Origin of the sequence: Dokdonella aquatica (genome assembly GCF_051987395.1) — a bacterium.
In the GTDB taxonomy this organism is placed as follows: domain Bacteria; phylum Pseudomonadota; class Gammaproteobacteria; order Xanthomonadales; family Rhodanobacteraceae; genus Dokdonella.
In genome coordinates, this window is the sequence record NZ_CP197094.1 from 2060451 (window position 1) to 2079125 (window position 18675).

Here is an 18675-nt window from a genome sequence, read left to right on the forward strand (position 1 = left end):
GCCCTAGTCGGCGAGGTCGCCGAGCCAGGATTCGACGACCGCGCGATCGTGCGGGGCGATGTCGATGAACTGGAAGCCGATCCAGTACTGGCCGGGCACGTTCGCGGGCTCGCTCCACTGTTCGTGCACGCCGACCTCGAGCGCATGCGGTCGGCCGTCGGCGTCGGTGAGCTCGAACGTGAGCTGGAACAGCGCGTTGTCCATCACCGCGCGGTTGCAGACGAGCAGCATGCCGTCGGCCGACAGGTTGCCGATGCGGCCGAACGGTTCTTCGGTCATCGCGTTCGTGACGGGGATCGTCACGTAGGCGGTCTTGCGCGGCGAGCGGCGGTGTTCGTTCATCGCAGGCCCCTCACGCGGGCATCGCGTTGCCGGGATGCCCGGCGAACTGCTGCAGCGTGCCCATGATGGCCTTCCAGGCACGGTCGATCATGCTCTCGCCCTCGGCGTTGTAGAGCTTCACCTGGCCGCGTACGAGGTCGCGCGCGAGCTGGTCCATCGAGCGTTCCTCGGCGCGCGCGCCGCGCTGGTTCACGAACAGGCAGCGCCCCGTGACGGTCGAGAACCACGCGAGCTTGCGGCGCACCGTGGCGCCCTGCTGGTTGGTGACGAACTCGAACCACGTGCCGAACGGCAGCGATCGGATGCGCTGCAGCATGCGCTGCTCCTCCGCGGTCAGCGGTGCGGGTGCGACCTTCTCGGCCGGCTCGGCCGGCTCGTGCGTGGCACCGTCGACGCCGAGGCGAGGCTTGCTCTTGAGCGTGAAGGCGAGCTCGGTGTGGCTGGTCTTCTTCTCGCCGGCAGTCCCGCCCGGATCGAACAGCTTGCCGACCACGCCGTCGACCTCCTCGGCGTGCAGGCCGACCTGCACGAGGCCGTTACGCACCTCGTCGCGCAGCGCGGCGTCGACGCGAGAGGCGGCATCGCCCTCGCCGAGCTTGAGCAGCTGGTCGGCGACGGCGAGGCGACGACGATACGCCTGGCTCTCCTCGCCCTGGCGCAGCAGCGTGAGCGCAAGGACATCGGTCCACGCCTGTTCGAGCACCGCGCGCACCATCGGCGGCACCTTGCCCGACCGTGACAGCAGCCGCGTGATCGCGCCGTTGGCGCGCTCGCGGGCGAGATCGAGCTTCTCGCGGCCCTTGGCGGCATCGATGTGGCGGCGCTCGGCCATCTCGGCACGGCGCGTGAGCTGGGCGACGTGGCGACCGAGGTCGCCGACGAGGTTCTCGATCAGCGACACGTCGCCGTCGAACTCGTTCGTCACGCGGTCGACGAGCGAGGTCATCTTGTCGGCGAAGCCGCGGTCGCCGTCGTCGTCACCCATCCACAGCGTGCCGGCCTCGGCCACGCTGTTGAGCAGCACGCGCGCGGGATGCTCGCGGTTGGTGAAGAACGTCTTGTCGCCGAGCGCCGTGCGCAGCACGGGTACCTGCAGCCGCGACATCAACGACTGCGCGGCCGCGCCCTGCGTGCCGAGGCTCTGCGCGATGTAGTCGAACAGCATGCCGACGAGGTCGATCGTGTCGGAATCCTCCTCGGCCAGGACCGGTGCGCGCCCTTGCGGACTGTGCGCGCGCAGCTGGTTGAGGAGGTCGTGCTTGAGATGGCCCGGCGCCCGTCCGCGCGGATCGCCGATCGAGCCGGCGGGACGCTTCTGCAGCGTGTCGAGCACGCTGCGCAGGTCGTCGCGCGTGGCGAGGTAGGACGCGGCCGGAGCCGTGTTCGTCACGCCGAGGCTGCGGCGACGCTCGGCGAGCAGCTGGCGCAGGGTGGAGAACAGCACGGCGTCGCGCTGGGCGGCGAGATCGGCCGAACCGGGGGGCGGTGGCGACGGCGCGGGATCATGCGCGGCAGGCGACGCCGTGGCGTCGCGAGGGGAGTCCGCCCGCGGATTCGCCGTGCCGGTTCCCGCTTGCGCCGCCGCCTGCGGTGTCGCCGCGTCGTCGTCGGGTGACGGCGATGCCTTCGCTTCGGATGCCTTCTGCTCGGCCTTGGCCTGCGGGTCTGCCGCCTTCTGGGGCACGTGCCGCTGCACGCGCGGCTGCAGGTTCGCGAGCACGCGCTGGTCGGAGAGGTACTGGTTGCAGGCCTCGTAGAACGTGCCGACCTGGCCCATGACGACGCGGTCGAAGGCCTGGAAGACGAGGATGCGGTCGTTGACCCCGATGTCGACGGCCTCGATCGCGTAGCGCATGGCCTCGACGAGCGCGAACGGCGCGAGTGGCATGTCCTCCGCGTCGAACGCGGGGCGGCCCGCCATCACGCCGAGGCGGTGGCCGAGCATGTGCAGCGCCTGGGTATGGCGGATCTCGCTCTTGCTCGCGATGTCCTGCATCGCGAGCGACACCTCGAGATCGCTAGAGTCGACGAGTTCGAGCTTGGTCGGTGACGACGCACGCGTCGTCGGGGTGCTGTCACGCAGCGACGCGATCTCGTCGAGCTGGGCGAGGCGCGTCTCGAGGTGCACGAGGAAGCGCGGCATGATATCGGCCTTGCCGCGCTTGATCGCGCGGATCGACTCGAACATGCGTGCCTGTTGCTCGTTGGTATGGGCCCGATCGGCCTGCTTGAAGAGATGCTGCTCGATTTCGTCGAACAGCAGCGACAAGGCGGTGTCGAAGAAGGCCGTGCGTGCGAGCAGACCCTCGAGAAGGGCGCGCACCCGGCGCGGAAACGTGCGCTCGGCCACGCGCACGACGCGCAGAGCGCCATCCTGCGATCCCGTCCCTCTGGCCATCCGGTCCACGGCGTCTCCCCGTCCGCGTGCCTCGGCATTCTGGCACGGCCGCGAGGGGGCGAACAGGCCCGATCCGCCGCACCGGGAAGGCGCGGCGGATCGGGGGCGTCACTTTGCGGGCGACCAGGTCACTTCGACGAAACCGGTGCGGCCCGGCGTGTTGTAGCCGTAAGCGAGCTCGTAGTCGCGATCGGTCACGTTCTCGACGCGCGCGGCGAGCGACCAGTCCGCGGCGAGGCGCCACGTCGTGCGCAGGTTGAGCAGCGTGTAGCTCGACAGGTCGATGCCGCCGACGTCGTCGCGGCTGCCGGCATGCAGGACTTCGGCGCCGACCGTGCCCGCATCGCCCAGGCGGTAGTCGGCGACGGCAGACACCTTCTGCTTCGTGCGGCGCAGCAGCATGGTGTCGGTGTCCTCGTTGCGCGGATCCTGCCAGGTGAACGTCGCGCCGAGGTTCCAGTCGCCGAAGCGGCCGTCGTAGGCGAGCTCGCTGCCGCGGATCTTCGCGCGGGCGACGTTCTCGGCCTGGAAGTCGACACCCGTGAAGCTGATCAGGTTGCGCACGCGGTTCGAGAACACGTTGACCTTGAAGCGCTGTCCCTCGGCGGGCGTGAACTCGACGCCGATCTCGGCATTGCGCGACTTCTCGGGATCGAGCTCGGGATTGCCGGCATAGAAGCCACCGAAGCCCGGCGAGAACTGCTCGTTGAGCGTCGGCGCACGGAAGCCCTGGCCGTAGCTCGCGTAGGCACGGGCGGCGTCGCCGAAACGCCAGCCGAGCGCCCCCGATCCCGTCGTCGCGTTGCCGAACTCGCTGTTGTCGTCGTGGCGCACCGAAAGGTCGGTGTCGATCGCGCCGAAGCTGCCGATCCAGCCGAGGTGCAGGCCGGTGTTGTCGCGCTTCTCGACGTAGCTGCCGCGGTTGTCGCCTTCCTCGCGCACGTGGTCGATGCCGGCGACGATGCGCTGGTTCCCGGCGATCGCGACGTCGTGGCGCCAGCCGATGCTGTCGCGGCGGCTGCGGTAAAGCGAGAAATAGGCCGGCGTCTCGTAGTCCTCGCGCGTGTTGCCGAGCTGCAGGCGGTGCTGCCACTGTGCGCCGAGCGCGCCCTCGAGCACGCCGCTGATCACCTGCTGCGTGAAGCTCGAGTCGCCGCCGGCGAACTCGACGTCGCCTTCGCTGCGCGTGATCGAGCCCGACAGCGTCTGCGTGCCGAGGCGCGCATCGCCGCCAACCGTCGCGTAGTGGTTCTCGAAACCGTGGTCCCTGGGCTCGTAGCCGAAGCCGTTCTCGTTCTGGCTCGGGAAACCGTCGGTCGCGCGCCAGCCGAACTGCACGGCGAAACCGCCGGCGTCGCCGCGCGCGCCGTAGCCGGCGGTCGCCTTGCGGTCGTTGTCGCTGCCGTAGCCGAGGCTCACGCGCGCGCCGTCGAGCTTGCGCGTGAAGATCTGGATCACGCCGCCGATCGCGTCGGAGCCCCAGTAGCTCGCGCGTGGGCCGCGCACGATCTCGATGCGCTCGATCGTGTCGAGCGGAAGCGCTTCCCACGTGAAGGCGCCGGTGCCGAGTGCGGCGGCGCGCACGCCGTCGACGAGCACGAGCACGTGGTTGCTGTTGGTGCCGCGCAGGAACACCGAGGTCTGGCTGCCCGGGCCGCCCGTGCGCGCGATGTCCACACCGGCCTGCAGGCGCAGCAGATCGCTGGTGTCGCGCGCGACGCTGGCGTCGATGTCCTGGCGCGTGATGATGCTGACGTCGGCGAGCACGGTGTCGACGGTCTGCGACACGCCCGAAGCGGTCACGACCACTTCGGGCTGCTCGGTGGCCTCGAAAGCCGAGGCGGGCGCCGCGAACGCGGCGAGGATCGAAACGGAAAGCAGGGAAGGACGGAACATGGGGTTTCTCCGGTACGCGCACCCGCGACACCAGGCGCGCACGGAGGAACGGGCGGACGAAGCCGGGCTTCGTGCCATCCGGTCCGTCGCCCGCCGCGACGCCTGGAACTGTGGACGTCGTCGACGTCCGCCACGGGCCGGTCTCCGGGCTTGCAAGCGATGCCTTGCGGCATCGACCCGGTCGCCTTCCCGTGCTCGGCACAGTGGCGTTTCGACCAGGCTTGGCTTGCCTACCGTTGCGGGGGCAGCGCCGGAATGGAAGGTGCGGGCGATCGTCGCCCGAAGCAGTCTTCGCACCGGCTTCCCGTTTCACCCCGACGTCATGGACGGCAGGGCACCTGCGGCGGCGCGGAGTGTAGGTGCCGCCCGGGGTGCCCGCAAGCGAAGGGGGATCGGAGGCGCGTCATCGCGCCGCAGGCCGTCAGTCGCTGTCGCGGCGCGTCGACACGCCGACGAGCTCCTCGTCCTCGCCGACCTGCACGTGCACCTCGATCGGGCGACAGCAGATCGCGCAGTCCTCGACGTAGGCCTGCGAGCCGGCCGAGCAATCCACGCTGGTCTCGAAGCCTTCGCCGCAATACGGGCAATGCACGACGACGAACTCAAGCATGCTCGCGCTCCGGCAGGAACAGGCCGATCACGTCGTTGAGCAGGCGCTGGCCCTCGTCCGTCGTGCGCAGCACGGCCTCGTCGCGTGAGATCCAGCCGCGTGCCGTCGCCTCGCCGAGCGCGTCGGCGAGGGCGGTGTCGTCGAGGCCCGTGCGCGCGGCGAAGTCCGCGCGCGGCACGCCGTCGACGAGGCGCAGCGCATTCATCATGTACTCGAACGGCAGGTCGGCCGATGCGAGTGACGTGTCGCTGGCGATTCGTCGCGCCGTCGCCGCGTGTTCGAGATAGGCGCGCGGCGTGCGCTGCTTGGCGCGTCGCGTGATCGTGCCGGCCGCGGCATCGGTGAGCTTGCCGTGCGCGCCCGCGCCGATGCCGAGGTAGTCGCCGAAGCGCCAGTAGTTGAGGTTGTGCGCGGCGCGCCGGCCCGGGCGTGCGTAGGCCGAGACTTCGTACTGCGCGTAACCCGCCTCGGCCAGGCGCTGCTGGCAGTGCTCCTGCATGTCCCAGGCGGCGTCGCTGTCGGGCAGTGGCGGCGGTCGCGACGCGAACAGCGTGTTCGGTTCGAGCGTGAGCTGGTAGTGCGAAAGGTGTTCGGGCGCGAGCGCGAGCGCGCGCTCGACGTCGGCGAGCGCGCCGTCGAGATCCTGCGTCGGCAGCGCGTACATGAGGTCGAGGTTGAGGTTGTCGATGCCGGCGTCGCGCGCCTCGCCGATCGCGCGGGCGGCGTCGTCGGCCGAATGGATGCGGCCGAGCCGGCGCAGCTTGTCGTCGTCGAAGCTCTGCACGCCGAAACTCACGCGGTTGACACCCGCGCTCCGGTAGCCGTCGAAGCGGCCGTGCTCGATCGTGCCGGGATTGGCCTCGAGGGTGATCTCGATGCCGGGCGCGAAGCCGAGGCGCCGCTCGGCGCCGTCGAGGATGCGGCCGATCGAGGCCGGCGAGAACAGGCTCGGCGTGCCGCCGCCGAAGAACACGCTCGCGAGCGGGCGGCCATGCGACGCCGCGCCGAAATCCGCGAGGTCGCCGTCGAGGTCGGCCAGCAGCGCGTCGACATAGGCGTCCTGCGGAATGCCGTCGCGAACCGCGTGCGAGTTGAAATCGCAGTACGGGCACTTCTTCACGCACCACGGGATGTGCACGTAGAGCGACAGCGGTGGTGCGGTCAGCGGCATGGGATCACAGCATGGTGGCGCGTCGGCGGCCCGGCAAGGCACGCGGCGGCTTCAGGCGAGCCGCCCCTCCGCGGGCCAGAGGGCGCGCAGCCGCTGCAGCGCCTGGCCGCGATGGCTGATCGCGTTCTTGTCGGCGGGGTCGAGTTCGGCCGCGCTGAGGCCGCTGGCCGTATCGAGGAACACCGGATCGTAGCCGTGCCCGCCGGCGCCGCGCGGGGCGTCGAGGATCGCGCCGCGCCAGCGCCCTTCGGCGACCAGCGGGGCCGGATCGTCGGCGCTGCGCAGCAGGGCGAGCACGCAATGGAAGTGCGCGCCGCGCCGGTCGTCGGAAACGCCGTGCAGCGCGAGCAGCAGCTTGGCGATGTTGGCCGCGTTGTCGCCATGGCCGCCGGCGTAGCGCGCCGACAGCAGTCCCGGTGCGCCGCCGAGCGCGTCCACGCACAGGCCCGAATCGTCGGCGAGCGCGGGCAGCCCGCTCAGGGCGGCCGCGTGGCGTGCCTTGAGGATCGCGTTCTCGACGAACGTGAGACCGGTCTCCTCGGCATCGCCGATGCCGAGCTCGGACTGCGCGACGAGCGTGATGCCGGTGTCGGCGAGGATGTCGCGGATCTCGGCGAGCTTCCCGGCGTTGCTGCTGGCCAGCACGATGCGTGTCATCGAGTTCTCCGCGTCGGGTGGCGGCGGACCGTAGGCCCGCCGCCTCAGCCGGCCGCGAGCGCCTCGCGCTGCAGGCGGCACAGTTCGGCGATGCCGGTCGAGGCGAGGCCGAGCAGGGCGTCGAGCTCCTCGCGCCGGAACGCGTGCCCTTCGGCCGTGCCCTGCAGCTCGATGAAGCCGCCGCCGTCGTTCATGACGACGTTCATGTCGGTGTCGCAGGTCGAATCCTCGGCGTAGTCGAGGTCGAGCACGGGCATGCCCTGCCAGACGCCGACCGACACCGCGGCGATCGCGCCGACGATCGGGTCGCGCTTGAACGCGTTGCGCGCCTTGAGGCCGGCGATCGCGTCGACGAGGGCCACGTAGGCGCCCGTGATCGCGGCCGTGCGCGTGCCGCCGTCGGCCTGCAGCACGTCGCAGTCGAACGTGATCGTGCGCTCGCCGAGCGCGCCGCGGTCCACGCAGGCACGCAAGCTGCGCCCGATCAGGCGCTGGATCTCCATCGTGCGGCCGCCCTGGCCGCCACGCGCGGCTTCGCGCTGGGTGCGGTCCTTGGTGGCGCGCGGCAGCATGCCGTACTCGGCCGTGAGCCAGCCCTCGCCCTTGCCGCGCAGGAACGGTGGCACCTTGTCCTCGACACTGGCCGTGCAGAGCACGCGCGTGTCGCCGAACGAGACGAGGACGGAGCCTTCGGCGTGGCGCGTGAAGCGCCTTTCGAAGGTGACGGGGCGCAACTGGTCGGGCGCGCGGCCGCTGGGGCGCTGCAAGGACATGCGGGAGGGGGTGCTTTGGCAATCCGGCCGCGCAGTTTACCATTGCGGGCCTTTCCCCGATGGCCGGCGCCCCATGATCCGCAGCATGACCGCTTTCGCGAGCGCAGAACGCGAGACGGCGCACGGCAACCTCGGCATCGAGTTGCGCTCGGTGAACCACCGATACCTCGAGCTGAGCCCGCGCCTCCCCGACGACCTGCGCAGCTTCGAGCCGCAGCTGCGCGACACGCTCAACGCGCGACTGTCGCGTGGCAAGGTCGACGTTACCGTGCGTTTCAAGCCCGCCTCCACGCGCGCGGCGGCGCTGGTGGTCGATCAGGAGGTCGTCGACCGTCTCGCCGACACGGCGGCCGCGCTGACCTCGCGCTTCCCGTCGATGCGCGTGAGCTTCACCGACGTGCTCGGCTGGCCCGGCGTGCTTCGCGACACCTCGCCCGACGCCGACAGCCTGCGCGAGCAGGCGCAGTCGCTGCTCGACGAGGCGCTGGGCGAGTTCATCGCCACGCGCGAACGCGAAGGCGAGCGACTTGCCGGCTTCGTGCGCGAGCGGCTCGACGGCATCGAGGCGATCGTCGCAGGCGTGCGCGAGCATCTGCCGGAAGTGCGTGCCGCTGCACGTGCGCGGCTCGACCTGCGCCTCGCCGAGATCAAGCAGCCGGTCGATCCGGGCCGCATCGAGCAGGAAATCGTCATGCAGCTGCAGCGTCTGGACGTCGACGAGGAGCTCGATCGCCTGAGCTCGCACATCGTCGAGGCGCGCCGCATCCTCGGCCTGCGCGAGGCGGTCGGCCGCCGCCTCGACTTCCTCATGCAGGAGTTCAACCGCGAGGCCAACACGCTGGGCTCCAAGGCCGCCGATCCGCGCACCACCAAGGCCGCCGTGGAGCTCAAGGTGCTCATCGAGCAGATGCGCGAGCAGATCCAGAACCTGGAGTGACCGTGTCCGGCACGCTCTACATCGTCGCCGCGCCATCGGGCGCAGGGAAGACCAGCCTCGTCAAGGCGCTGCTCGAGCGCGAGCCGTCGATCGCGCTGTCGGTCTCGTACACGTCGCGCCCGCCGCGTCCCGGCGAGGTCGATGGCCAGCACTACCACTTCGTCTCGCGCGAGGTGTTCGAGCACATGGCGCAGGCCGGTGCGTTCTTCGAGTACGCCAACGTGCACGGCGACTACAAGGGCACGGCACGCGCCGCGGTCGAGCCGCTGCTCGCCGAAGGCCGCGACGTGCTGCTCGAGATCGACTGGCAGGGCGCGCGCCAGGTGCGCGAGAAATGGGAGGAGGCGCTCAGCATCTTCATCCTGCCGCCGTCCCGCGCGGAGCTCGAGCGCCGCCTGCGCACGCGCGCGTCCGACAGCGCCGAGCAGATCGCGCGGCGCATCGCCGATTCGCGCGTCGAGATCGGGCGCGCGGTCGATTTCGACTACGTCGTGATCAACGACGAATTCGGACAGGCGCTCGCGGACCTGCGCGCGATCTTCATCGCGCGGCGCCTGCGCCGCGACGTGCAGCTCGTGCGCAACTCGGTGCTGCTCGACGACCTGTTGAAGCCCGAATGACGACGACGTCCGGCGTTTCCGCGGCGCCGCCCGCCGCCTCGGCCGTCGAGGTGCGCGGCCTGCGCACCGTGCTCAACGGCAAGATCATCTTCGACGGCATCGACCTCGACATCGCGCGCGGTCGCGTGACCGCGATCATGGGGCCGAGCGGTACCGGCAAGACCACGCTGCTGCGTCACGTCACCGGCCAGCTCGCGCCCGACGCGGGCAGCGTGCGCGTCGACGGCGAGAACGTGCCGACGCTGTCGCGCGCGAAGCTTTTTGCGCTGCGCGAGAAGATCGGTTACCTGTTCCAGAATTCGGCGCTGCTCACCGACTTCACGGTGTTCGAGAACGTCGCATTCCCGCTGCGCCAGCACCTGCGCCTGCCCGAGGAACTCGTGCGTACGATCGTGCTCACGCGCCTGCAGGCGGTCGGCCTGCGTGGTGCTGCGCACCTCATGCCGGCGGAACTCTCGGGCGGCATGGCGCGTCGCGTCGCGCTCGCTCGCGCTATCGTGCGCGACCCCAGCCTCATGATCTACGACGAGCCGTTCGTCGGACTCGACCCGATCGCGCTCAACCAGGTGCTCAAGCTCATCCGCACGCTCAACGACACGCTCGGCATCACGAGCATCCTCGTCGCCCATGAGTTCGCCGCGGTGCGCCGCGTCGCCGACCATGTCTACCTCATCGCGGGTGGCAAGGTCGCCGCGCAAGGCCATCCCGACGAACTCGCCGAGCGCGACTCGCCGTGGACGCGCCAGTTCTTCGGCGGCGAGGCCGATGGCCCGGTGCCGTTCCAGTACCCGGCGCGCGACTACGCGGCCGACCTCGGTTTCCCGGAGGCGCGCCGATGAATCTGCCGCGTCGTCCTTCCGTCGTCTCCGAGTCGCTGGCCCAGCTCGGCTCGGCGGGACTGTTCCTGTTCGGCATCCTCGCCGCGATCCCGCGCAGCCTGCGCCACTTCCAGGAAACGGTGCGCCAGGTCTGGTTCGTCGGTGCGATGAGCCTCGTCATCGTCATGACCTGCGGCCTGTTCGTCGGCATGGTGCTGTCGCTGCAGCTCTACTACACGCTGTCGATCTTCGGCGGCACCGCGGCGCTCGGCACGGTCGTGGCGCTGTCGCTGTTCCGCGAGCTCGGGCCGGTCGTCACCGCGCTGCTGTTCGCGGGCCGCGCCGGCACCTCGGTCACCGCCGAGATCGGCCTCATGCGCGCGACCGACCAGCTCTCGGCGATGGAGATGATGGCGGTCGACCCGATGGCCTACGTCGTCGCGCCTCGTTTCATCGCCGGCATCCTCGCGATGCCGCTGCTCGTGTGCGTCTTCAATGCCCTCGGCATCCTCGGTGCGCACCTCGTCGGCGTGAGCTGGCTCGGCCTCGACAATGGCACCTTCTGGGGCAACATGACCGCGAGCGTCGACGTCTGGAAGGACGTCGTGAACGGCGTGGTCAAGAGCACCGTGTTCGGCGCGGTGATCGCCCTCATCGCCACCTTCCAGGGTTACACGACGCCTCCGACCAGCGAGGGCGTCGCTTACGCGACGACGCGCACGGTCGTGTCGTCGTCGATCGTCGTGCTCGCGCTCGACTTCGTGATGACCGCCTTCCTGATGTGACCGGACCCGCCATGACCCAATCCAAACGTTCGTTCCAGATCGGCAGTGGCCTGTTCATCCTGCTGGGCTTCGCCGCGCTGGCCTACCTCGCCACGCAGACCACGTCGCTGGCCAACTACCGGCAAGGCGACACCTACGTCGTCAAGGCGCGTTTCTCCAACATCGGCCAGCTCAAGCTGCGCGCGCCGATCAAGATCGCCGGTGTGCGCATCGGGTCGGTGCAGTCGATCGCCCTCGACGACAAGGCGCTCGACGCGGTGGTCGAGCTCGCCATCGACACGCGCTTCGCGGCACTGCCCGACGACTCCGCGGCCGCGATATTCACCAGCGGTTTACTGGGTGATCAGTACGTTGGCATTCAGCCGGGTGGCTCGCCCGACGTGCTCAAGAACGGCGACGAAATCGTGTTGACCCAATCCTCGATGCAGCTCGAGGACCTCATCGGCAAGTTCCTCGTCGGCGGCGACAGCAAGACGCCCGCCAAGACGGACGGCGCCGAGGCGTCGCCCCAGCCATGAACCTGATCAGGAGATCCACCATGCAGCGTGTGCTCGGATGGGCCGCGGCCCTCGCCCTCGTGTTCGCGCTCACCGTGCCGTCCGCACAGGCACAGGGCACGCTCGCGCCCGTGCAGGTCGTGCAGAAGATCGCCGACGACCTCGCCACGACGATCGGCGCGCGCCGTGAGGAGCTGCGCAAGGACCACGACAAGCTGATCCAGGAGATCGACGGCATCCTGCTGCCGCATTTCGACATCGACTACGCGTCGCTGCTCGTACTCGGCCAGTCCGCGCGCACCTCGTCGCCCGAGCAGCGCTCGCGCTTCGCCAAGGCGTTCTACAACTCGATCGCCCATCGCTACGCCGAAGGCCTGCTCAACTACACGCGCGGCAACGTGCGCGTGCTGCCGTTCAACGGCGAGCTCAACGACAAGCGCACGATCGTGCGCACCCAGGTCGTGCTCGACGACGGCAAGACGGTCGCGGTGGATTACGCGTTCCGCAAGTCGTCGGCGGGTGACTGGAAGGCCTACGACGTCATCATCGAGGGCATTTCCTACATCACCAACTACCGCAACCAGGTTGCCGCCGAGATCAAGGCCTCGAGCCTGGATTCGCTGATCCAGCGCCTCGAGACACAGGGCGAGAAGGCGCTCGAGGGCATGGAGAAGCGCCAGCAGGGCGGCGCGTGAGCGGGACGGCCTTCTCGATCACGCCGGTCGAGGCCGGCGTGCGCGTGGCCGGCACGATCGATGTCGGCAACGCGCCGCGCGTGCTGCGCGAAGGCGACGCCGCGATCGCCGCGGCGAAGCAGCCGGTCGTGGATGTTTCGACGCTCGCAAGCGCCGACAGCGTGACGCTCGCGGTGCTCGTCGCATGGTCGGCGCACGCCGCAAAGGCCGGGCGCCCCGTCTCGTTCCGTGGCCTTCCCGAGCGCCTGCGTGCGCTGGCCCACCTCAGTGACGCCGAAGGCCTGCTCGGCCTCGCCTGACGTCCTGGTCCCGTCTCAGGGCGACGTGCCGCCGCCCTTGTCCTTCTCGTAACGCTGCTGTTCCTCGAGCAGCGAGTCGATGTCGTCGTCGTCGATGCCCTGCATCTCCTGGATCGCGTCGATCGGCGGCTCGCCGTCGTAGATCAGGTAGAGGCGGCGCTGGCGATACGCATCGCGGTAGAACACGTATGGATCGTACGTGCCCTGCAGCAGGTTCTCGGCGTCGATCGCCCCCGCGCGCAGCGTGACGAGGAACAGCATGTTGGGCCAGTGCTGCTGCTTGTACGGGTGGTCGTGCCGGCGCGCGTAGCGCGACATCGGGTCGAAGTAGTAGCTGTCGACCGGCATGCGCCAGATGTCGCGCGCGGTGGACGATCCGACGAACGGCAGCACGAGGTAAGGGCCTTCGCCGACACCCCATTTGGCCAGGGTCACGCCGAAGTCGGTTTCCTGCTTGGGCAGGCGCAGCTGGCTGGCTGGGTCGAAGAAGCCGAGGAAGCCCGCCGTGCTGTTGACGACGAAGCGCCCCGTGCCACGCGCCGCGTCCTTGACCTCGCCCTGCAGCAGGTCGTTGGCGATCGTGATCGGCATGCGCAGGTTGGCGAAGAAGTTGCTGATCAGGCGCCGCGTGTTCGGCGTCGTGACCTTGCGGTAGCCGACCGCAACCGGGCGGATGACCGCGCGGTCCATCGTGTCGTTGAACGCGTAGACCTTGCGGTTGAACTTCTCCCACGGATCGTCGGTGCGCGGCTTGGCGACGGCGCAGCCGGAGACGGCAGCGACCATCGCGAGCGCGGTGACGAGGCGGGACGGGACGCGGAAGCGTGCGGGGAACGACACCATCAGGGGAATCCTTGCGTCTCCGCGCACGTGGCGGAGGTCGGCGACCGAAGTCCAGACCGGGAAGCGTATGCGAAACGGCCCCCGTACGTCATGCGCCGTGCTTCGCCCGGCGTGCCCGTGGCAGATGCGGGCGGAGGGGGCGCCGGGCAAGGGCAGGCGGGCCTGTTTGCACCGCACAAACGCCCACCGGTACACTACACGCCAAACACCCGTCGCCGGGCGGCGGACGTATCCCTACTTTTCCATAGGCTCCATACGATGGCGCGCATCACCGTGGAAGACTGCCTGCAGGTGGTCGACAACCGTTTCGAACTCGTCCTCATGGCGACCAAGCGCGCTCGCCAGCTCGCCAAGGGTGCCGAGCCGGCGGTCAATGCGTTCAACGACAAGCCGACCGTCGTGTCGCTGCGCGAGATCGCCGCGCGCAAGGTCGATCAGGGCATGATCGACGAGATCGACCGCCAGGCCCGCGAGAAGGCCGAACGCGAAGCCCTCGAGTGGGCCGCGGCCGAAGTCGACGACGACCTCTCCAAGGGCGGCGACGACATCTGATCCACGCTACGCCACGCGGAAGCGCCGATCGCGCTCCGCGCTGATCGCCCACGCACGCCGAGGTGGTGATGAAGGCAGCCGTCGAGTCGCATGACGCCAAGGCGGGCAAGCCTCCCGCCTACGTCGTCGCGCTCGAGGATCGGCTGTCGTACCTCCCCGCGGCGCAGCTCGCGCTCGTGCGCCGCGCCTATGAGGTCGGCGCGCGTGCGCATGACGGCCAGACCCGCAAGAGCGGCGAGCCGTACATCACGCACCCGATCGCGGTCGCCGGCATCCTTGCCGACCTCGGCATGGACGTCGAGACGATCATCGCGGCGATCCTGCACGACACGCTCGAGGACACCCCGCTCAGTCCGGACGAACTGACCACCGAGTTCGGTGCGACGGTCACCGAACTCGTCGACGGCGTCACCAAGCTCGACAAGCTGCACTTCAAGAATCGCCAGGAAGCGGCCGCCGAGAGCTTCCGCAAGATGCTCCTCGCGATGGCGCGCGACTTGCGCGTCATCCTGATCAAGCTCGCCGACCGCCTGCACAACATGCGCACGCTGGGCTCGATGGAAGTCGGCGCGCGCCGCCGCATCGCGCGCGAGACGCTCGAGATCTACGCGCCGATCGCGCAGCGCCTCGGCATGAACCGCTTCAAGGCCGAGCTGCAGGACCTCGGTTTCCGCGCGCTGTACCCCGATCGCCACCGCGTCATCGCGGCGCGCATCCGCACCGTGCTCGGCAACCGTCGCGAGGCGATGGGCAAGATCGAGGCGTCGCTCGAGGCGCGCCTGACCGCGGAAGGCATCACGCATCGCATCGTCAGCCGCATCAAGTCGCCCTACAGCATCTACACGAAGATGCGTGGCGAGCAGAAATCGTTCGCGCAGGTCATGGACGTGTACGGTTTCCGCGTCGTCGTCGATTCCGTCATGCAGTGCTATCACGCCCTCGGCGCCGTGCACGCGCTGTTCAAGCCGCTCGACGGGCGCTTCCGCGACTTCATCGCGATCCCGAAGGCGAACGGCTACCAGTCGCTGCACACGGTGCTGTTCGGCTCGTTCGGTGCGCCGATCGAGATCCAGATCCGCACGGCCGACATGGACGCCGTGGCCGATCGCGGTGTCGCCGCGCACTGGTCGTACAAGGACGGCTCGGGTCCCGGCAACAGCGCGCAGAACCGCGCGCGCGAATGGCTCTCGGGCCTCGTCGACGACCAGACGCGCACCGCGTCGTCGCTCGAGTTCATCGAGAACGTCAAGATCGACCTGTTCCCGGACGAGATCTACCTGTTCACGCCGCGTGGCCGCATCCTGTCGCTGCCGCGCAATTCGACCGCGCTCGATTTCGCCTACGCGGTGCACACCGACGTCGGCAGCCATGCGGTCGCGGCGCGCGTCGACAAGAAGCTAGCGCCGCTGCGTGCGCCGCTGACCAGCGGCCAGACCGTCGAGATCATCACCGCGCCGTCGGCCGTGCCGAGCACGCAGTGGCTCGAGTGGGTCGTCAGCGCCAAGGCGCGCACCGCGATCCGCCACTTCCTCAAGCGCCTGCAGCACGAGGATGCGATCGAACTCGGCCACCGCATGCTCGACCGCGCGATGGACGCGCTCGGTGCCTCGCTCGAGGTATTGCCGCCCGATGCGCTGACGCGCTACCTCGAGGAGAACAAGCTGCGCGCGCTCGAGGACCTGCTCGCCGACATCGCGCTCGGCAACCGCGTCGCCGACCAGGTCGCGCGCGCGCTGATGCATATGCAGGAAGGCTTCGCGGCGTCGTTCCGCCCGCATGCCGCCGAGAAGATCCTCATCACGGGCACCGAACGCGGCGTGCTCACGTTCGGCAACTGCTGCCATCCCGTGCCGGGCGACGAGATCATGGGTTACCTGTCGACCGGCAAGGGCATCGTCGTGCACCGCATCGAGTGCCCGAACGTCGCCGAGTACCGTGCGTTCCCCGAGCGCTTCATCGAGATGGCCTGGGACCGCGACGTCAGCGGTGACTATCGCGTCGAGCTGCGCATCATCGTCGCCAACAAGCCCGGCGTGCTCGCCCAGGTCGCCGCGGCCGTCGCCAACGCGAGTTCGAACATCGAGAACGTCGAGTACAAGGAGCGCGACCTCATGACCGCGACCCTGCTGTTCACGATCGAGGTGTCGGGACGCAAGCATCTCGCCGACGTCATGCGCGGCGTGCGCCGCCTCGCCGTCGTCAACGCGGTCTACCGCCATCCCATCTGAACCCGGAGTTCCACGCATGGCCTCGCGCAGCATCATCCAGACCGCCGACGCGCCGCAGGCGATCGGTCCGTACTCGCAGGCCGTGCGCGCCGGGCAGACGCTGTACCTGTCGGGACAGATCCCGCTCGATCCGGCCACGGGCCAGCTCGTCGACGGCGACATCACGGTGCAGGCCGAACGCGTGTTCGCGAACCTCGCCGCCGTGCTCGGGGCGGCCGGTGCGACGTTCGCCGATGTCGCGCGCGTCGGCATCTACCTCACCGATCTCGGCGACTTCGCCGCGGTCAACGCGGTCATGGCGCGGCACTTCGAGGCGCCGTTCCCGGCGCGCTCGACGATCGAGGTATCGGCGCTGCCGCGTGGTGCTGCCGTCGAGGTCGATCTCGTTGCCGTTCTGGACGACTGACGCGCGCTGCGTGCGCGGCTAGTCTAGGCGGATGCCCCGAGCGCCCGCGCCCGCCGACACCTCCCTCGATCCCGCCCTTGCGCCGGTCACGACGCTCGCCGGCGTGGGCCCCGCGCTCGCCGAAGCGCTTGCGCGCCTCGGCATCGTGCGCGTGCAGGACCTGTGGTTCCACCTGCCGCTGCGCTACGAGGACCGCACGCGCATCACCGCGATCCGCGACCTGCAGCCCGGCGCTCACGCGCAGGTCGAAGGGCGCGTCGCCGCGGTCGAGCGGGGGTTCCGTTTCCGCCCGCAGCTGCGCGTCGCGATCGAGGACGACAGCGGTGCGACGCTGACGCTGCGGTTCTTCCACTTCCGCAAGACGCAGGTCGACCAGCTCGCGCCGGGCACGCGCCTGCGCTGCTACGGCGAGGTGCGCGTCGGCCATCAGGGCGCCGAGATCGTGCATCCGCAGTACCAGCGCGTCGAGGCGGCCGGCGCGCCGGTCGAGGAGCGGCTGACGCCGGTGTATCCGGTCACCGAGGGCCTGAGCCAGAAGCGTTTCGCGACGTTGACCGGCCTCGCGCTGAGGCACCTCCCTGACGAAGCCGCGCTCGAACTCGTGCCGGTCGGTCTGCGGGGTGGGCTCGCGTTGCCGTCGCTGCGCGCCGCGCTGCAGCTCGTGCACCGCCCGCCGGCAGATGCCGACGTCGCGGCGCTGTTGCGTGGTGCGCACCCGGCGCAGAGGCGCCTCGCACTCGAGGAGTTGCTGAGCCACCACCTGAGCCTCAAGCGCCTGCGCGCGCAGGTGCGCGAGCATCGCGCGCCGGCCCTGCGTGGCGACGGGCGCCTGCGCGAGGCGTTCGCGTCGCGGCTGCCGTTCGCGATGACCGGCGCGCAGCAGCGCGTCAGCGTCGAGATCGAGGCCGATATAGGGGCTTCGTCGCCGATGCTGCGCCTCGTCCAGGGTGACGTCGGCTCGGGCAAGACCGTCGTCGCGGCACGTGCTGCGCTCGCCGCGATCGAGGCCGGCCACCAGGTCGCGCTCATGGCACCGACCGAGCTGCTCGCCGAACAGCACCTGCGCAACCTGCGCACATGGCTCGAGCCGCTCGGCATCGCGCCGTTGTGGCTCGCCGGCAAGGTGCAGGGCAGGGCGCGCCGCAGCGTGCTCGAGGCGATCGCGGGCGACGGTGCGCTCGTCGTCGGCACCCATGCGCTCATGCAGGAGGGCGTCGTGTTCCGGCGCCTCGGCCTCGCGATCATCGACGAACAGCACCGCTTCGGCGTGCACCAGCGCCTCGCGCTGCGCGACAAGGGCCGTGAAGGCGACAGCGTCCCGCACCAGCTCGTGCTGACCGCCACGCCGATCCCGCGCACGCTCGCGATGACCGCGTATGCGGATCTCGACGTGTCGGTCATCGACGAGTTGCCGCCCGGGCGCACGCCCGTGCAGACCGTGGTGGTCTCGGCGGCGCGTCGAGGCGAGGTCGTCGAACGCATCCGCGCAGCCTGCGCCGAGGGTCGCCAGGCCTACTGGGTCTGCACGCTCATCGAGGAGTCGGACCTGCTGCAGGCCCAAGCCGCCGAGGTCGCGCTGGCCGAACTCACGGCTGCGTTGCCGGGCCTGCGCGTCGGTCTCGTGCACGGCCGCATGAAGGCGGCCGAGAAGGCCGAGGTCATGCAGGCGTTCCGCAACGGCGCGATCGCACTGCTGGTCGCGACCACGGTGATCGAAGTTGGCGTGGACGTGCCCAATGCGAGCCTCATGGTGATCGAGAATCCCGAGCGTCTCGGCCTCGCCCAGCTGCACCAGCTGCGCGGCCGTGTCGGTCGCGGACAGGTCGCTTCGAGCTGCGTGCTGCTGTACCAGGGGCCTCTGTCGGCGCTCGCGCGCGCGCGCCTCGAGGCGATGCGCGAGAGCAACGACGGTTTCTTCATCGCCGAGAAGGACCTCGAGCTGCGCGGCCCGGGCGAGCTGCTCGGCACGCGCCAGACCGGCCAGCTCGCGTTCCGCGTCGCCGACCTCGCCCGCGACGCGGATCTCCTGCCCGAAGTGCAACGCATCGGCGCGGCGATGCTCGAGCAGCATGCGGAGCTCGCCGAGCGGCTGGTTGCGCGCTGGATCGGAGGTGCGACACGCTACGCCGGCGCGTGAAGCGCGAATGC

General features: G+C 69.9%; 19 protein-coding genes and 1 riboswitch. Of the genes, 11 read left to right on the forward strand and 8 right to left on the reverse strand.

From position 1 onward, the window contains the following. Window positions 1-3 precede the first annotated feature (3 nt). From ACQQ2N_RS09080 to rph, 7 genes are all read right to left on the reverse strand, one after another. Window positions 4-342: a PilZ domain-containing protein gene (locus ACQQ2N_RS09080; RefSeq protein WP_440225394.1), complete on the reverse strand. Its 339-nt coding sequence runs from the start codon at window positions 340-342 to the stop codon at window positions 4-6. 10 nt (window positions 343-352) lie between these two features. Beyond that, a complete protein-coding gene (locus ACQQ2N_RS09085; RefSeq protein WP_440225395.1) occupies window positions 353-2665 on the reverse strand; it encodes a DUF1631 domain-containing protein in 2313 nt (770 codons plus the stop codon). Window positions 2666-2848: 183 nt separating this feature from the next. Beyond that, window positions 2849-4636: a TonB-dependent receptor domain-containing protein gene (locus ACQQ2N_RS09090; protein ID WP_440225396.1), complete on the reverse strand. Its 1788-nt coding sequence runs from the start codon at window positions 4634-4636 to the stop codon at window positions 2849-2851. Window positions 4637-4754: 118 nt separating this feature from the next. Beyond that, a riboswitch (cobalamin riboswitch) is annotated at window positions 4755-4993 on the reverse strand. Between the two features lie 64 nt (window positions 4994-5057). Next, window positions 5058-5246, reverse strand: coding sequence for a CPXCG motif-containing cysteine-rich protein (locus ACQQ2N_RS09095; protein WP_440225397.1), 189 nt, complete (start codon window positions 5244-5246; stop codon window positions 5058-5060). Beyond that, window positions 5239-6417, reverse strand: coding sequence for a radical SAM family heme chaperone HemW (gene hemW, locus ACQQ2N_RS09100; RefSeq protein ID WP_440225398.1), 1179 nt, complete (start codon window positions 6415-6417; stop codon window positions 5239-5241). Before hemW ends, ACQQ2N_RS09095 begins: the two co-directional genes overlap by 8 nt. Before the next feature lie 51 nt (window positions 6418-6468). Next, window positions 6469-7074 (reverse strand): RdgB/HAM1 family non-canonical purine NTP pyrophosphatase, encoded by a 606-nt coding sequence (gene rdgB / locus ACQQ2N_RS09105; RefSeq protein WP_440225399.1) that lies wholly within the window; start codon window positions 7072-7074, stop codon window positions 6469-6471. Between the two features lie 44 nt (window positions 7075-7118). After that, on the reverse strand, window positions 7119-7847 hold the full coding sequence (gene rph / locus ACQQ2N_RS09110) for a ribonuclease PH (protein WP_440225400.1): 729 nt from the start codon (window positions 7845-7847) through the stop codon (window positions 7119-7121). Between the two features lie 73 nt (window positions 7848-7920). On the opposite strand from rph, the gene ACQQ2N_RS09115 reads away from it, so the two are divergent. From ACQQ2N_RS09115 to ACQQ2N_RS09145, 7 genes are read left to right on the forward strand one after another with little or no spacing between them, the layout of a single operon-like run. Further along, window positions 7921-8784 carry a YicC/YloC family endoribonuclease gene (locus ACQQ2N_RS09115; protein ID WP_440225401.1) on the forward strand — a complete coding sequence of 288 codons (864 nt, stop codon included), beginning with the start codon at window positions 7921-7923 and terminating at the stop codon, window positions 8782-8784. Window positions 8785-8786: 2 nt separating this feature from the next. Further along, window positions 8787-9404: a guanylate kinase gene (gene gmk / locus ACQQ2N_RS09120; RefSeq protein ID WP_440225402.1), complete on the forward strand. Its 618-nt coding sequence runs from the start codon at window positions 8787-8789 to the stop codon at window positions 9402-9404. Next, the gene (locus ACQQ2N_RS09125) at window positions 9401-10243 is read left to right on the forward strand and encodes an ABC transporter ATP-binding protein (protein ID WP_440225403.1); all 843 of its coding nucleotides are present in this window, start codon (window positions 9401-9403) and stop codon (window positions 10241-10243) included. The genes gmk and ACQQ2N_RS09125 overlap by 4 nt, the downstream gene beginning before the upstream one ends. Beyond that, window positions 10240-11007 (forward strand): lipid asymmetry maintenance ABC transporter permease subunit MlaE, encoded by a 768-nt coding sequence (gene mlaE / locus ACQQ2N_RS09130; protein ID WP_440225404.1) that lies wholly within the window; start codon window positions 10240-10242, stop codon window positions 11005-11007. Before ACQQ2N_RS09125 ends, mlaE begins: the two co-directional genes overlap by 4 nt. 11 nt (window positions 11008-11018) lie before the next feature. Continuing rightward, the gene (mlaD, locus tag ACQQ2N_RS09135; RefSeq protein WP_440225405.1) at window positions 11019-11525 is read left to right on the forward strand and encodes an outer membrane lipid asymmetry maintenance protein MlaD; all 507 of its coding nucleotides are present in this window, start codon (window positions 11019-11021) and stop codon (window positions 11523-11525) included. A gap of 20 nt (window positions 11526-11545) precedes the next feature. Beyond that, a complete protein-coding gene (locus tag ACQQ2N_RS09140; RefSeq protein ID WP_440225406.1) occupies window positions 11546-12199 on the forward strand; it encodes an MlaC/ttg2D family ABC transporter substrate-binding protein in 654 nt (217 codons plus the stop codon). Next, window positions 12196-12498, forward strand: a complete 303-nt coding sequence (locus ACQQ2N_RS09145) for an STAS domain-containing protein (RefSeq protein WP_440225407.1) — start codon at window positions 12196-12198, stop codon at window positions 12496-12498. The genes ACQQ2N_RS09140 and ACQQ2N_RS09145 overlap by 4 nt, the downstream gene beginning before the upstream one ends. Before the next feature lie 15 nt (window positions 12499-12513). Here the strand turns inward: ACQQ2N_RS09145 and ACQQ2N_RS09150 are convergent, their stop codons facing one another. Next, window positions 12514-13341, reverse strand: a complete 828-nt coding sequence (locus tag ACQQ2N_RS09150; RefSeq protein WP_440225408.1) for an MlaA family lipoprotein — start codon at window positions 13339-13341, stop codon at window positions 12514-12516. A 258-nt stretch (window positions 13342-13599) separates the two neighbouring features. On the opposite strand from ACQQ2N_RS09150, the gene rpoZ reads away from it, so the two are divergent. The 4 genes from rpoZ (at window position 13600) to recG (ending at window position 18664) form a co-directional block, all read left to right on the forward strand. Continuing rightward, window positions 13600-13893 carry a DNA-directed RNA polymerase subunit omega gene (gene rpoZ, locus ACQQ2N_RS09155; RefSeq protein ID WP_440225409.1) on the forward strand — a complete coding sequence of 98 codons (294 nt, stop codon included), beginning with the start codon at window positions 13600-13602 and terminating at the stop codon, window positions 13891-13893. A 68-nt stretch (window positions 13894-13961) separates the two neighbouring features. Beyond that, a complete protein-coding gene (locus ACQQ2N_RS09160; RefSeq protein ID WP_440225410.1) occupies window positions 13962-16121 on the forward strand; it encodes a RelA/SpoT family protein in 2160 nt (719 codons plus the stop codon). A 16-nt stretch (window positions 16122-16137) separates the two neighbouring features. Continuing rightward, window positions 16138-16527, forward strand: a complete 390-nt coding sequence (locus tag ACQQ2N_RS09165) for a Rid family detoxifying hydrolase (RefSeq protein ID WP_440225411.1) — start codon at window positions 16138-16140, stop codon at window positions 16525-16527. A 31-nt stretch (window positions 16528-16558) separates the two neighbouring features. Next, a complete protein-coding gene (gene recG, locus ACQQ2N_RS09170; RefSeq protein ID WP_440225412.1) occupies window positions 16559-18664 on the forward strand; it encodes an ATP-dependent DNA helicase RecG in 2106 nt (701 codons plus the stop codon). Window positions 18665-18675: the final 11 nt, after the last annotated feature.